This window comes from Pantoea sp. K16, assembly GCF_048452805.1.
Taxonomy (GTDB): Bacteria; Pseudomonadota; Gammaproteobacteria; order Enterobacterales; family Enterobacteriaceae; genus Pantoea; species Pantoea agglomerans.
Genome location: NZ_JBLWNV010000004.1, coordinates 203,197 through 218,062, shown reverse-complemented (window position 1 = coordinate 218,062; position 14,866 = coordinate 203,197). Strand labels below are relative to the sequence as shown.

The 14,866-nt window shown below is 57.7% G+C and carries 14 protein-coding genes; 7 read left to right on the top strand and 7 right to left on the bottom strand.

Going from position 1 to position 14,866, the window contains the following annotated elements; all coding sequences use genetic code 11:
* Positions 1-35: 35 nt before the first annotated feature.
* Positions 36-1,154, top strand: coding sequence for an ROK family transcriptional regulator (locus tag ACK13D_RS07165; protein ID WP_022625245.1), 1,119 nt, complete (start codon positions 36-38; stop codon positions 1,152-1,154).
* Positions 1,155-1,211: 57 nt separating this feature from the next.
* Here ACK13D_RS07165 and ACK13D_RS07160 read toward each other — a convergent pair whose 3' ends face one another.
* The gene (locus ACK13D_RS07160; RefSeq protein WP_157353499.1) at positions 1,212-2,303 is read right to left on the bottom strand and encodes an ABC transporter ATP-binding protein; all 1,092 of its coding nucleotides are present in this window, start codon (positions 2,301-2,303) and stop codon (positions 1,212-1,214) included.
* 12 nt (positions 2,304-2,315) lie between these two features.
* On the bottom strand, positions 2,316-2,915 hold the full coding sequence (locus tag ACK13D_RS07155; RefSeq protein WP_418796022.1) for a GNAT family N-acetyltransferase: 600 nt from the start codon (positions 2,913-2,915) through the stop codon (positions 2,316-2,318).
* A gap of 550 nt (positions 2,916-3,465) precedes the next feature.
* Here ACK13D_RS07155 and ACK13D_RS07150 point away from each other — a divergent pair.
* From ACK13D_RS07150 to ACK13D_RS07135, 4 genes are all read left to right on the top strand, one after another.
* On the top strand, positions 3,466-4,797 hold the full coding sequence (locus ACK13D_RS07150) for an extracellular solute-binding protein (RefSeq protein WP_010252044.1): 1,332 nt from the start codon (positions 3,466-3,468) through the stop codon (positions 4,795-4,797).
* Between the two features lie 57 nt (positions 4,798-4,854).
* Positions 4,855-5,727 carry a carbohydrate ABC transporter permease gene (locus ACK13D_RS07145; protein ID WP_010252041.1) on the top strand — a complete coding sequence of 291 codons (873 nt, stop codon included), beginning with the start codon at positions 4,855-4,857 and terminating at the stop codon, positions 5,725-5,727.
* Positions 5,727-6,542 carry a carbohydrate ABC transporter permease gene (locus ACK13D_RS07140; protein WP_010252038.1) on the top strand — a complete coding sequence of 272 codons (816 nt, stop codon included), beginning with the start codon at positions 5,727-5,729 and terminating at the stop codon, positions 6,540-6,542. The genes ACK13D_RS07145 and ACK13D_RS07140 overlap by 1 nt, the downstream gene beginning before the upstream one ends.
* 103 nt (positions 6,543-6,645) lie before the next feature.
* Positions 6,646-7,977, top strand: a complete 1,332-nt coding sequence (locus ACK13D_RS07135) for a glycoside hydrolase family 28 protein (RefSeq protein ID WP_010672028.1) — start codon at positions 6,646-6,648, stop codon at positions 7,975-7,977.
* 1 nt (position 7,978) lies between these two features.
* On the opposite strand, the gene ACK13D_RS07130 is transcribed toward ACK13D_RS07135, so the two are convergent.
* Positions 7,979-9,049 (bottom strand): tartrate dehydrogenase, encoded by a 1,071-nt coding sequence (locus tag ACK13D_RS07130; protein ID WP_418796019.1) that lies wholly within the window; start codon positions 9,047-9,049, stop codon positions 7,979-7,981.
* 64 nt (positions 9,050-9,113) lie between these two features.
* Here ACK13D_RS07130 and ACK13D_RS07125 point away from each other — a divergent pair, with 64 nt between their 5' ends.
* Both ACK13D_RS07125 and ACK13D_RS07120 read left to right on the top strand, forming a co-directional pair.
* Entirely contained in the window at positions 9,114-10,052 is a 939-nt protein-coding gene (locus tag ACK13D_RS07125) for a LysR family transcriptional regulator (protein ID WP_418796018.1), read from the top strand.
* A 201-nt stretch (positions 10,053-10,253) separates the two neighbouring features.
* Entirely contained in the window at positions 10,254-11,348 is a 1,095-nt protein-coding gene (locus tag ACK13D_RS07120) for a YncE family protein (protein WP_022625249.1), read from the top strand.
* 30 nt (positions 11,349-11,378) lie between these two features.
* Here ACK13D_RS07120 and ACK13D_RS07115 read toward each other — a convergent pair whose 3' ends face one another.
* From ACK13D_RS07115 to ACK13D_RS07100, 4 genes are all read right to left on the bottom strand, one after another.
* Positions 11,379-11,672, bottom strand: a complete 294-nt coding sequence (locus ACK13D_RS07115) for a DUF1330 domain-containing protein (protein WP_010252030.1) — start codon at positions 11,670-11,672, stop codon at positions 11,379-11,381.
* A gap of 10 nt (positions 11,673-11,682) precedes the next feature.
* Positions 11,683-12,546 carry a glutathione-dependent disulfide-bond oxidoreductase gene (gene yghU / locus ACK13D_RS07110; protein ID WP_010252027.1) on the bottom strand — a complete coding sequence of 288 codons (864 nt, stop codon included), beginning with the start codon at positions 12,544-12,546 and terminating at the stop codon, positions 11,683-11,685.
* A gap of 218 nt (positions 12,547-12,764) precedes the next feature.
* Positions 12,765-13,643, bottom strand: coding sequence for a sugar phosphate isomerase/epimerase family protein (locus tag ACK13D_RS07105; protein WP_010252025.1), 879 nt, complete (start codon positions 13,641-13,643; stop codon positions 12,765-12,767).
* Between the two features lie 18 nt (positions 13,644-13,661).
* Positions 13,662-14,705 carry a Gfo/Idh/MocA family protein gene (locus ACK13D_RS07100; protein ID WP_346453502.1) on the bottom strand — a complete coding sequence of 348 codons (1,044 nt, stop codon included), beginning with the start codon at positions 14,703-14,705 and terminating at the stop codon, positions 13,662-13,664.
* Positions 14,706-14,866: the final 161 nt, after the last annotated feature.

Genomic DNA, 14,866 nt, shown 5'->3' with positions numbered 1-14,866 from the left:
GCTGAGCATCCTCAGCCGGATAACCCGAGGAATTTATGACCGCTCCCAACGTAACCGCGCGCATTCTGCGGTTGATTGTTGAAAATGCGCCGATCAGCCAGTCAGACCTGAAAGTTCGTAGCGGACTGAGCATGTCGACCGTGTCGCAGGCGACTAATCGCCTGCTGGCGCAGGAAATCGTGCAGGAGCTGGGGCTGCGTCGCGTGTCGATGGGGCGGCCAAAAACGCTGCTTGGGCTCAATCCCGATCGCGCCAGCGTGATTGGCATTCAGCTCAATGCAGAACGCAACCTGATCGTCATGACCGATCTCAGCGGCAATCTGCTGGGCGAACAGCAGATGCCGAAAGGCACGCTGACACCGCGCCAGCTCGGCGATGCACTGGCGAAATTCCTGCGCGGCGTTGAGGAGAAGCGGGTGGGCGCCATTGGCCTGGCCTTGTCGGGACTGGTCGATGCCGAAAACGGCTACTGTATCCGCTCCAAAGTGCTCGACTGGGACAACGTCCCGATTGCGCGCCTGCTGGAAGAGCGTTTCTCGCTGCCGGTGTTTATCGAGAATGACGCCAACGCCATGGCAATGGCGGCGCTGGTATTTGGTCAGCTCGGCAACGCGCAGTCGGCGGTGATCGCCACCTATGGCAAAGGGATCGGGGCGGGCATCATTCTGAATCGTCAGCTCTACCGCGGTCGTCACGGCAAGGCGGGAGAGATTGGCAACGGGCTGGTGGGCGACGGATCACTGCGTCTGCTGGAAGATGTCGCCTCATCGCGCGCCATTCTGCAACGGCTTGCTGACCAGGAGCCGGTGGAAGGCCTCACGTTGCAGGCGCTGGATCAGCGGCCAACACCCGAGGTGCTGGCGGTGCTGGAAGAGGCAGGACGCGAGCTGGGAATTTCACTGGCGAACCTGTCGGTGGCTTACGATCCGGATGTGGTTTATCTGGCGATGGAGCCGCACATGGCGTCACGCATTCTGCTCGATCACATCACCCAGAGCTTCCAGGCCTACCGGCTTAAACTGACGCCGCACATGACGCCGCTGCAGTTCCTGACTGAATCGAACCGCATGTGGGCGCTGGGCGCGGCGGGTTTTGCCGTCAACCGGCTGCTTGATCTGCTGGCGGCGCAGGCCGATGAAGAGCCGGTCACCTGAGTTATCCCTCGAATAAAAACGGGCGCCACGGCGCCCGTTTTTGTTTCCGCGCTTCCCTTAGCGCAGGCGCATCCCCTGATCATCAAACAGCAGGCAGTGTGCGGCAGAAAAGCCCAGTTCAACCTGGGTTCCCAGATCGCGCGTGGTTGCTTCACGCTCTTCCACCACCAGCATCTCTTCACGCCCGATATCCAGGTAGAGATAGTTGGTGTGGCCCAGCATTTCGCCATAGGCCAGCTCGCCGTGAAAGCGCAATGCCTCCGGCGTCTGCGCGGCAGGCTGGAAATGCTCGGGACGAATTCCCAGCGTCACGGTTTGCCCCTCGCGGCAGTCGGCGGCGATTTTCAGCACCAGCCCCTCAATCTTCAGTTCCGGCACCCGCAGCTGCACTTCACCCTTGCCCGTGGCGCTGATTTCCGCCCGCAGGAAGTTCATTTTTGGCGAGCCGATAAAGCCGGCGACAAACAGGTTATCCGGGTCGTGATAGAGCGTCAGCGGTGCGCCGACCTGCTCAATGCGGCCCTGACGCAGCACGACGATACGGTCAGCCAGCGTCATCGCCTCCAGCTGATCGTGGGTGACATAAATCATGGTGTTGCCGAGCGAGGCGTGCAGCCGCGCAATCTCAATCCGCATCTGCAAACGCAGCTCGGCATCGAGGTTAGAGAGCGGCTCATCGAACAGGAAAATACGCGGATGACGGATAATTGCCCGGCCAATCGCCACGCGCTGCCGTTGTCCGCCAGAGAGCGCGCGCGGCAGGCGGTCGAGCAGTTCGGTGAGATGCAGGCGGGCGGCCGTCCGGGCAATCGCCTCGTTGATCTCCGCTTTGGACTTTTTCATTACCTCAAGCGGATAGGCCAGGTTGCCGCGCACCGTCATGTTGGGGTAGAGCGCATAAGACTGAAACACCATAGCAATGCCGCGCTCGGTGGCGGGCTGCTGCGTCATGTCCTGCTCCTCAATCAGCAACTGACCGCTGCTGATCTCCTCCAGCCCGGCGATCATCCGCAGCAGTGTCGATTTGCCGCAGCCGGATGGCCCGACAAACACCACAAATTCGCCGCTGTTGATCGTCAGATCGATGCCATGAATGACATTAACGTGTTCATAAGACTTCTTCACATTCTGCAAGCGCAGGCTGGTCATCGGCTACCTCACTCAGAGTAACTGGCCCATGTAGATGGCATTGCTGCGCAGGATTGGGGTGAACCCCATGCGCTGATAAAAGGCACAGACCTGCTCATTCTGCAGGCTGACGCCAAGATGGACACCAGTGACACCGGCAGCGCGCAGCGCCGCCAGCTCATGCTCAATCATCCGGCGACCCCAGCCGCCTTTCTGTGCCGGGGGTAGCAGGTTGATATGCAGATGAGCGGGCCACTGCGTCAGCAGCGTGTCAGCGGCCTGGTCAGGATGGCGTATTGCGTCGAGCACTTTGCTGTCGAGCGGCGCGCTGGCGCTGCGATCACGATATTTCTCCTGCAGCTGCGGCCACCATGCGGCCTGTAGCTGCGCTTCAAACGCGCGGGTATCGGGCGCGGCGACCACATAACCCTGCACCTCACCGTCCCGCTCCAGCACAAAAGCAAAGTCAGGCGCGAAACGCGCATAAGGCACAGCAAAACGCTGGCCGGGATAGTCAGGATCGGAATAGAGCGCGCGGGCATCGCCACCTGCATCGGCTGTTTCCAGGCAGATGCGGTAGAGCGCCGGGTAGTCCGCCGGGGTGGCCGGACGAATGACACCTTGATTCGCCATGGTGAATTCTCGTGAGTGAGTGAATCGGTCAGGGATTGAACAGATCCGCAGATAAAAGTTACGTTAATGAAAGTGGACTTAGTTTTCAAGATAGAATAATTACCTTATCTCACTAACACGGGCGCTTCGGCAATGTTTACCGGCATCGGGATGCACAACTGTGATCGCCAACACGCCCGGATCGTGGCGGCTGGCAGCAGATTCACGGCCAGTGAAAGGGGAAAAGTGTGAGCGTGATAGGATTTTCGTATGTTTTATCAGGACGTTATTTTGCAATGATTGCACTGGCATCTCCTGCTGCAGAAAAAGTAGCTGGCGACGCACCGCCACGGTTAATCGCGTAAATGCCAGCGCAGTGTGCTGAATTTCACGCCATGTCGCTGTTTATTTGCGCGTGCTCACAGCGTTGCAATTCCCCGCGCAGGCTGTTTGACTTTATTTTTTTATTAAAGTAAGTATGAGTGAGTGCGTTTGTGTGTGGCTGCAGCCTGCAGGATGTCAGGCGGTGAGATGAAAGGATGCCGATCCTGGTCTGAAGAAGGTGAGCATAATGTCTGTTTCCTCCGTTCGTTCGTTCCGAATTCGCAATGTGGGTCGGCTGCTGGCAGCGGGCCTGCTGGCGGGCAGCGTCTCGCATGCCGCCCACGCCGCCGTTACCCTGAATGAGTGGGATATCTACAACTACCCGGAGCAGACTGCCGCGGTAGATGAAGGGATTAAAGAGTTTTCCCAGCAGAATCCCGGCATTGTGATTAACCGCTCGGTTCACTCCTTTGAAGATACCCGTATTCCCCTGAAGCTGGCGCTGACTGCCGGTGATGGCCCGCAGATCGCTCAGGTCAACCAGGGCGGCGGCGATATGGGCTCGCTGGTTAAAGATAAGCTGCTGCTGCCACTCGACAGCTACGCCGCCAGCAACGGCTGGACCACACGCTTCCCGGACTCGATTCTGAAACGTAACCGCTGGTCAGACAGCGGCGAGTTTGGCAGCGGCAAACTCTATGGCGTCGCCAGCCTGGGCGAGATGGTCGGGCTCTATTACAACAAAGCGCTGCTGGATAAAGCAGGTATTGCCGTGCCGAAAACGCTGGCTGAGCTGGAAAGCGCGATGGCGAAACTGAAGCAGCAGGGCACCGCACCGATGATGCTCGGTCTGCTGGATGGCAACATGGGCCAGCAGCTGCTCAGCACCCTGTGGCAGGCGCAGATTGAGAGCCACGACCGCAAGACGCTGGATAATCTGATTTACGATGTGGGCGGCACCTTCAAAGACAGCAAGCTGGTCAATGCCGCCTCTATGATGAAGAGCTGGACCGACAAAGGGTACTTCTTCCCTGGCTTCCAGGGCATCGGTCACGACGATGCGGCGACGCTGTTCCAGAACGGCCAGGCTGCGTTCCTGGTCAGCGGCACCTGGTATCTCGGCCAGTTTAAAGACAACAAAGATATTCACTTTGCCGCGATGCCTGCCGGTGAAGGCGTGAAGCAACCGCTGATGGTGGGCGGTACCGATCTGGCGTTCTCCATCACCAGCACTGCCAAAGGCAAAGACCAGCAGGAAGGTGCGGCGAAGTTCATCAACTATATGGTCTCTGATGCCATGGCGAACCGCTGGCTGAAGGTGGGCTTCCTGCCTGCCAGCACCAACAAAGCGGCGAAAATGCCAGCGGACAATCCGCTGCTGGCCGAGGCGTATCAGGTCTGGCTGACGCTCAATGATTACGACGGTTTAGGTCACTACGTGGACTGGGCGACACCCACCATGAACGCCGAGCTGAATCAGAACGTTCAACTGCTGCTGGCAGGCCGTCAGACACCCGATCAGATGGTAGTTAATTTTGATAACAACTATCAGCGTTACCTGAAAACACTGAAGCATTAAGCCGGAGGCCCGGCGAACAGCCGGGCCTGAGCCTCGTTCTGAACCACGAGTAGAGTTATGTTGAATTTAAGTGGCTGGCGTAATTTTCTCTATGTTCTGCCTGCGGTGCTGGTCTATGCGGTGTTTCTGCTGTTCCCGCTACTGGCCTCGCTGGGCATCAGTTTTACCGAATGGGACGGCACCTCGCTGCCGGTGTTTAGCGGCGTCAGCAACTATCTGCGGATGTTCAGCGATCCGGTGTTCTGGATTGCACTGGGCAATAACGCCATCCTGATGCTGTTCTATACCCTGTTGCCGATTGGCGTCGGCCTGCTGCTCTGCAGCTTTCTGTATGACACGCGCAACAACAGCGAACGCAGCGTGCTGCGCATTCTCTTTTTCCTGCCCTACATCATGCCGATGGCGGTGCTGGGCGTGGTGTGGCGCTGGCTCTATAACCCGGCGTTTGGTCCGATCGACCAGATATTACGCGCAATCGGGTTGCCCCAGCTGGCGCTCTCCTGGCTGGGTGATTTTACCTGGGCGCTGCCCGCCGTGGGTCTGGTCGCCACCTGGTACTTCTTCGGTTTCTGTCTGGTGCTGTTTATGGCGGGCCTGCAGCGCATGGATCCCTCACTGCTGGAAGCGGCCGATCTCGATGGCTCGTCGCGTCGCCAGAAGTTTATGCGCATTACGCTGCCAGGCCTGCGACCCGAGCTGCGGATTGCCCTGCTGCTGACGGTGATCGCCAGCCTGAAAGCCTTTGACCTGGTCTATGTGATGACGCAGGGCGGCCCGGGCACCTCCACCATGGTGACCAACATCTTTATGTATAAGCAGGGCTTTGATCTGCACTACTTTGGCTACGCCTCGTCGGTGGCGGTGTTCAGCATGGTCATTGTTTTAGGGATTAACTATCTGATCCATCTGGCCTTAAAGGAGCGTTACTGATGCGAAGCACGCCGGTGATTTCACGCGCGCTGATCTGGATCGTGGCGCTGATGACGATTCTGCCGTTCCTGATGGCGCTGATGACGTCGTTCAAAACCCAGATGGAGCTGTTTCAGGGGGTCTTCACGCTGCCCGCCTCGCTGAATTTCAAAAACTACCTGACCGCGTGGCAACAGGGCCACTTCAACGTCTACTTCCTCAACTCGGTGCTGGTGGTGATTCCGGTGGTGCTGTTCAGCGTGCTGCTGGGCATTCTGGCCGGGTTCGGTTTCGCGTGGCTGAAAATCCCTGGTAAAAAAGTCATCGGAGCGATGCTGGCGCTGGGGATGGTATTGCCGAGTGAAGCCTTTATCATTCCGCTCTATCACGAGCTGCGCTGGATGGGGCTGACCAACACCTATCTGGCGCTGATCCTGCCGCAAATTGCCCTGTCGCTGCCCTTTACCACGCTGATGATCGCCAGTGCTTTCCAGCAGGTGCCGAAAGAACTGGTGGAAGCGGCGGTAATGGATGGGGCATCGCGGGTCAAAATTCTGTGGGGCATTCTGGTGCCCGCTATCTGGCCGACCCTCTCAACGCTGGGGCTGCTGCTGTTTATCTGGACCTGGAATGAGTTCCTGATCCCGCTGATTCTGGTCAACAAGGATGAGTTACGCACACTGCCAATTGGCATGATGTTTTTCCAGAACAAAAACACCATCGACATTCCGGTGCTGATGGCGGGCGCGATGATTGTGATTATGCCGCTGATCGTGGTGTTCCTGATTTTCCAGCGCAAGTTCATCAGCGGCGTCACCGAAGGGGCCGTGAAGTAATCTGTGATAGCCCGCACGAAACGGCGCACTGGCGGCCAGACAAAGGTTTGCCGCGCCGTATCGTGCTGCAATTCCTCCTCCTCAATCCTGCGGGAGACGCATGATGCACCTTTCCCTTGCTGATTTTCACCCTGTCGCCGATGGCGAAACCCCGGACACGGCCGTGCTGCAACGCGCTATGGATCAGATTGCGGCGGCGGGCGGTGGCCGTCTGACCCTGCCTGCCGGGCGTTATCGCAGCGGCTGCCTGAATCTGCCCTCTGATTTTGAACTCCATCTTGAAGCGGGCGCGGTGCTGATCGCCAGTCAGCGGCTGGCTGATTACCAGGCGGTACAGGCGCTGAGCTGTGCTGAGAAGTCCCACAATGTGCTGCTCTATGCGCTGGGCCAGCGCAATATCACCATCAGCGGCACCGGCCGTATAGACGGTGACGGTGAAGCCTGGTTTGCCGCTGAGCGTGACGAGCAGGGCTATCGCCTGCCGCGTGCGGACCGCCCGCGGATCATTGTGTTTGAAGATTGCGAGCAGGTAACGCTGACCGCCTTTACCATCGTGCAGGCGCCGATGTGGACGGTGCATCTGGTGAGCTGTCGCCATGTGCATATCGACCACCTCACCATCGACAATGCCATGACCATGCCGAATACCGATGCGCTCGATATCGACAGTTGCGAAGCGGTGTTTGTCAGCAATAGCTATCTCAGTGCCGCCGATGATGCCATCTGCATCAAAACCACCCATAAACCGGCCGCGCTGCGGCGTCCGGCGCGGCAGATTATGATCACCAACTGCCTGCTGCGTAGCTACAGCTGCGCCTTTAAAATCGGCACTGAAACCTGGGATGATGTGGAAGATGTCACGGTGACCGGCTGCACCATTTTTGATTCCAACCGTGGCATCGGCATTCTGTCGCGTGACGGTGGCGCGATGCGGCGTCTGCTGTTCAGTAATCTGACTTTTGCCTGTCACCATGCGCCGCCCTGTCACTGGGGAAAAGCCGATCCGCTGCATATTTCGGTGCGCAGGCGCGATCCCGCCATTACGCCCGGCATCGTAGAGCAGGTGCAGTTCAGTAACGTTACGGGCGTGGCGGAAGGGGCGATTAACCTGCATGCGGCAGAACCGGGCTGGATACGCGATGTGGTCATCAGCCAGCTGCAGATGCGGCAGACCGTGGCACCGGTTGCACAGGGACACTATGACGTACGGCCGCCCTGTAACCCGGACTCCCCGACCGGCATGGGGCTGGATAACGCCTACAAACTTGACCCGAAAACCGGCGAAGCTTTTGGCGTAGAGCGCTATCCCGGCGGGCTGCCGGGCCTGTTTGCACGCGGGGTGGAGAACCTGCTACTGCACAGCCTGGCGATAGTACGGCCGGAACCGTTACCGCCAGGCTGGCACCCCGAGTGTGTGGTGCAGTTGCCGGACTAAATCACAGCGCGGCGGCGATGGCCATACCGAGCTGTTCGGTGCTGGCGCTGCCGCCGAGATCGCGCGTCAGGTGCTCACCCGCTGCCAGCGTGCGTTCAATCGCGTCTAACACCGCATCACCTGCCGCTTTGTAGCCGAGGTGCTCCAGCATCATCGCGCCACACCAGATCTGTCCGATGGGATTGGCGACGCCTTTACCGGCGATATCGGGCGCAGAACCGTGAACCGGCTCAAACAGGCTGGGGAACAGGCCTTCCGGGTTGATATTGGCCGAAGGGGCGATGCCGATGGTGCCGGTACAGGCCGGGCCGAGATCGGAGAGGATATCGCCAAACAGATTGCTGGCGACCACCACATCAAACCAGTCCGGATGCAGCACGAAGTTAGCGGTGAGAATATCGATGTGATACTTATCGACGCGAACCTCGGGGAACTGACCGACCATGGCTTCAACACGGCTATCCCAGTAGGGCATGGTGATGGCAATACCGTTCGATTTGGTGGCGGAGGTCAGGTGTTTCTTCGGCCGACTCTGCGCCAGCTGATAGGCAAACTTCAGGATGCGATCGACGCCGGTGCGCGTCATCACCGTCTCCTGAATCACCACTTCACGTTCGGTGCCGGGGAACATGGTGCCGCCGACGCTGGAGTATTCACCCTCAGTGTTTTCGCGTACCACATAGAAGTCGATATCGCCGGGCTGACGATTCGCCAGCGGCGCTTTGACGCCTGGCATCAGTCGCACCGGACGCAGATTCACATATTGATCGAACTCCCGGCGGAACTGCAGCAGCGAGCCCCACAGTGAAACGTGGTCGGGCACCACATCGGGCCAGCCGACCGCGCCAAAATAGATTGCATCAAAGGTTTTCAGCTGTGGAAACCAGTCGTCAGGCAACATTTTGCCATGCTGCTGCCAGTAGTCGGCACTGGCGTAATCGAACCACTCCCAGCGCAGCGGAATGTTAAATTTCTCTGCGGCCGCATTCATTACACGGACGCCTTCCGGCATCACTTCTTTGCCGATGCCGTCGCCAGGGATCACGGCAACAGAGTGAATTTTGTCAGTCACAGGGTACCTTTCCGGTTGATGTTCGAATTGTGTACGCAGTATAACTGTCGCTTACGGGGAAATAATGAGCCTGAAAGGCAATCCAGTGTTGAATAAAAGTAGAGAATCCCGCACCTCCACCGATGATTTAGCCTTCTTTGTTCGCCTGGCTGCGCTGGATAGCCTGACTGCGGCGGCGCGCGAACTGGGACTGTCGCTGGCGGCGGTCAGCAAACGTCTGAGCCAGCTGGAACAGCGGCTTGGTGTGCAACTCCTGCGCCGCACCACGCGACGACTGGAGCTGACGCCGGAAGGGCGCCGATATCTGGCGGGTGCGCGTCCGTTGCTGGATCAGCTGGCGGCGCTGGAAGAGGCGGTCAGCGGCGAAACCGCCCAGTTGCGCGGCACACTTAACATCAACGCCTCATTTGGCTTTGGCCGTCGGCATGTTGCGCCCTGCGTCTCGGCTTTTGCCGCGCTGCACCCGGAACTCTCGCTGTCGCTGCAGCTCAGCAGCCAGCCACTTAATTTTCTTGATGCCCACATGGATATTGATATCCGCGTCGGGGAACCGCCCGACTCACGGCTGGTGGCGCGCAAACTGCGTACCAATCCGCGCATTCTCTGCTGCTCACCCGCCTATGCCGCCCGGCACGGTCTGCCGGAGACAGTGCGCGATCTGGCACAACACAACTGCATTTTACTGCGCCAGCACGACAGCGATTTTACCCTGTGGCGACTGACCAGCGGCGAACAGAGCATCAATCAGAAAGTGCGCGGCAGTCTGATCACCAACGATGGCGAAGTGGCGATGCGGCTGGCGATGGATGGGCATGGCATCTTGCTGCGTTCCTGGTGGGATGCGCAGCACAGTCTGGCGACGGGCGAACTGCTGCCGGTGTTACCCGACTGGCAGGCACCGGATGGCGATATTTTTGCGGTCTGGCAGGCGCAGCGTCAGCTTCCGGCGCGTATTACCGCATTTGTGGCGTTTCTGCAGAGCAATCTGCAATCGGTTGATTAGCCAGTCTTTTAAAGGCAGTTTCTGGCGCGGCAAGACGCCTGCGGACAATAAACATACCGCATTAAGCTGATTCGGTTGCGTCATCATGCCGCTGCGTTTACAGCGTTTTAGCGGCTGCGTATGATTCTTATTCTTTTTATTTCCTGCCTGTCCTCTGCGTTGTGGCCAGCCGGGAGCAGCAGGCAGATAGGGGAGTTAAGTATGAAAGCGTTGTTCAGTCCGCGTACAGCGGCACTTACACTGGCGATGGTGACCACCTTCAGCCTGACGGCGTGCCAGATGCCGGCGAAAAAAGTGGATGCCAGTGCGCCGGTGGTGATGCAGCCCTCCAGCCCGGATAACCTGATTCAGCGCGAGCTGGGTGAAGGTTTGTACGAGATGGCCTATCTGCCAGCAAAAAATGCCCTCTATGTCGCCAGCGCGCAGGGATTTAAAGATATCAGCGGCGGCATGATCTACCGTCTTGATGCTTCCACGCTGCAGAGCACCGGCGCGGGACACTTCGACCTGAAAAACTTTGGTCTGATCAGTGCGCCTGACGGCAGCGCACTCTACGCCACCAACACGCTGGATGGCGGTATCTCTAAAATCGATCCTGATAACGGTAAGGTGCTGAAGCGCCTGATGTTTGACGAGAAAAACGAGAAAGGCATGCCCTATGGCACGCGTGAAATCTTTCTGCATGACGGGCTGCTCTATGTCGGCGGCGTGGGCGATCCGGGCGTGATCTGGGTGGTTGATGCCAAAACCCTGACGCTGAAAACCCGGATAAAAAATGCCGGGAAGTGGGTCACAGGCATCATCTTCTCGCCGGTCAGCGACCGGATTTATGCGGCGAACGGCAGCGGGGAAATCCTGGTGATCAATCCGCGCAATAACAAAATCGAGCAGCGCCTGACGGCGGGTGACGGGCAGGAGTATCTGTTCCTGAATATGGCCGAGGATCCGGCAACCGGTCGTCTGTTTGTTACGGATAATTCAAAAGCGAAAAATACGCTGGTGTTTGATGAGCGCAGCGGCAAGGTCATTAAGCGTCTGAATCCGGGCGACTCACTGGGGATTAAGTTTAATGGCAAGCGCAATGAGATTTATATCAGCCAGCGCGAATCGAAGAAGGTGCTGCAGCTGGATGGCACCACCTATGAGGTGAAAAACAGCTGGTCATTTGATAGCCACCCCAACAGTCTGCTGGTCTCACCGGACGGGCAGACCCTGTTCGTCACCCTGAAACAGGGCTTCAATGACGATCACAGCAGTCAGGGGCTGGATGGCGTGGCGCGTATCACACTGCAATAAGAAAAGGCGGCATCGCTGCCGCCTGTATCTTTACTTAGCCACACCTTCTACCAGCACCACGCGATAGTTCGCGCCTTTCAGACGGTGCGCTTTGGCAGCCTGATATTCCGGGCTGTCATACCAGGCATGTGCGGCTTCGCGGCTCGCGAATTCCAGAATCACCACGCCTTCCGCTTCCTGTCCTTCCAGCGTTTCCAGTTCGCCATAAAAGGCGAGAGGATTGATCTGATGATCGCCGCGAGCCTCGCCCGCTTTCTCGGCATAGATCGCCATTTCGTCCTGGTTCAGGGTGTTATCACGAATAAATACAACATATGCACTCACAGGTCTCTCCTTAAGCTTTTTTATCCTGGGTTTTGGTATCGAAGTCAGCGGCATCATGACGCTCGTGCAGCTGATCGGCCGGGTCGCCCATGACACGGTTGACCTTGCGGCCACGAATCACAGCAGGACGCAGCGCGATCTCTTTCGCCCAGCGCACTACATTTTTATAGGACTGCACATCCAGGAATTCGGCACCGCCATACTGATCATTCAGCACCATGTTGCCGTACCACGGCCAGGTGGCGATATCAGCGATGGTGTAGTCATCACCGGCCAGATAGCGGTTATCTGCCAGCTGACGATCCAGCACGTCGAGCTGACGCTTCGCTTCCAGCGTGAAGCGGTTAATGGCGTACTCAATTTTTTCTGGCGCGTAGTGATAGAAATGACCGAAACCACCGCCCAGGTAAGGCGCTGAGCCCTGCAACCAGAAGAGCCAGTTCAGGGTTTCGGTGCGGCCAGCGATATCTTTCGGCAGGAAGTAGCCATACTTTTCTGCCAGGTAGAGCAGGATATTGCCCGATTCAAATACCCGAATCGGCGGCGTTGCCGAGTGGTCGCTCAGCGCCGGGATTTTCGAGTTCGGGTTTACGTCGACAAAACCGCTGGAGAACTGATCGCCTTCGCCGATACGGATCAGCCAGGCATCATATTCCGCATCGTTGACGTTAAGCGCCAGCAGCTCTTCCAGCAGGATGGTCACTTTCTGGCCGTTAGGCGTGCCAAGCGAATAGAGCTGTAAAGGATGCTTGCCGACCGGCAACGCTTTTTCATGGGTGGGACCAGCGAACGGACGATTAGTTTTAGCGCCGTTACCTTTGGCTTCAGGGTCCCAGGTCCAGACTTTTGCGGGCTGATATGCATTTTCCGACATAATGAAAGTTCGCCTTATGGTGTGGTATTGGTCTGGAGTGTAGCAGGTGCTGCGAAGGGGGTTTAACTCTGCTGGCTGCACAAGGCCGTGCTGCAGGGGGCTGATGTCAGGCGGGCAGCGGCACTGGAGAAAAGTGAATAAAAGTGTGTCAGGCAGGTGGTTCGTTATCCTGAGCGGAGGTGGCCGTGCAGTCAGCAGCGACTGCACGGCAGGCAGGGTTACAGCAGTTCACGCTCAATCAGTTCGCGGGTTTCTACCGCCTGAACCTTCATCTTTTCCGGGTAGCCAAACAGAGACGCCGCGATGATCGGTTCACCGCCGACTTTATAACTGCGGGTGGCAAAGCCGGTGTCGCGCAGCGTTTTAAACAGGGTGTCGAAGTCCACTTCGCCTTCGCCCACGCCGACATGCTGGTGAATGGTGGCATCCACCCCTGGCGGGTTAACGATGTAGCGACAGTGTTTTGTATGGTTCATGGTGTCGGCGATCAGCATGTGTGACAGATCGTCACCGGCATACTCCAGCATCGGTTTCACATCACCTTTGCCTTTGTCATAAAAGAAAGTGTGTGGCGCGCTGTAGATATACTTCACATTATCGCTGCGGAACGACTTCACGATATCCACAGTTTCGTTGTTCTCTTCGCAGAAATCCCACGGATGGGCCTGGATTTCGACGCGGATGCCTTCACGTTCGATGATCGGCAGCAGCTCTTCCATGGAGCGATAGAACATCTCTTCACAGATTTCCGGCTCGTTAGGCGTGCCGGAGAGTTCGGTGTTGATCACCTGCACACCCATCTCAACCGCGATCTCGATCATCCGCTTCCAGTTCTTCACCGCCGCCTGACGACGCAGCTCATCCGGGCCGGACCAGCGATAGACCACGATAAACGAGGAGATCTCCAGCCCGGTGGCGTTTAACGCATTCTTATACTCGGTGATGATTTCACGGCTGGCTTTAGGATGCTTATAAAACGGGTTGATCTGCGGATGCGGCGACTGTTCGATATATTTGTATCCCCAGTCGGCCACCTGATGAACCATACGGGTGATGCCTAAATCTTTAATCACATCCACATCAAAAGCGATTTTCATCTTTCTGCTCCGGGCACATTAAGGTTGCTGTTCTTCATTGAAGGTCACGCCAATCTGCTGCCTGACGTTGTCCATCGCGGCCAGGGTGGTAATCGCCTGGTCAAGCGAATGGATGGGTGAATCGATCCGGTTCTGACCGATACACCAGGCGAAATGGTTAATTTCATGACAGAGCTGTTCATAGCGGCTGGCAGGCTCCTGCCACTGCAGGCGATGACGCCGATCGCTGGAGGTCAGGGTGAAGTTACCGGGCGCATAGAACTGTCCCGCCAGTTCCAGCGTGGCCTCGCGTCCGGCGATCACCGCGCCGCCTGGCGTGTTGCTGAACAGGGTGGTATTCAGCACCGAATGCATGCCGTGCTGATGGGTAAACAGCATCGACGTCTGACCGTTTACACGCCCATCCGGGACGGACTGGCTCCGGGCGACGATCGTGTCAGGCGCACCGCCGCCAACAAACACGCTAAGCGCCACCAGATAGCTGCCCAGATCCAGCATCGGGCCGCCCGCCAGATCGGCGTTGAAGATGCGATGGTCTGGTGTGAAAAACTCGCCATGATCGGCAATCAGGGTATGAACGTCGCCGAGCACGCCATCCTCAAGCAGCTGACGGATAACGTCATATTTCGGTGTGAAGTTGCACCACATCGCCTCCATACAGAGCAGGTTCGCGGCAGCGGCGGCCAGTTTAAGCTGTGTCGCCTGCTGAGCATTCAGCGCCAGCGGCTTTTCAATCAGCAGATGCTTTCCGGCGGCAATCGCGCGCAGACCATCGGGAAAATGGTGGTTGTGGGGCGTGGCGATATAGACTGCATCAACATCCTCCCGCGCCAGCAGCACGTCGATACTGCCCGTGGCATGGCTGATTGACCATTTGTCAGCAAAGGCCTGCGCTTTTGCCGGGTCACGCGCCGCCACCGCCGTGATCTGCTGGTGGGTATGCTTGCGCAGTGCATGGGCAAAATGGTCGGCGATCCAGCCCGGCCCGATAATGCCCCAGCGCAACTGTGGTACCTGGCTGGCAGCGGTCAGGCGTGGAACCGGAAGCGTTGAAGGGAACATAACTTTTCCTTTTATACGTGCAGGCAGGTGCTGCTCAGGGCTCCACTATAGAAAGCCCGCCGTCGTCGCTCTAACCTTTTAATGATGTGATCCCATCAACCCGATCGGCGCAGGATTTTTATCCGTTTTAGCAAATGGGCGTTTTAAAGAGAACGCAGAAA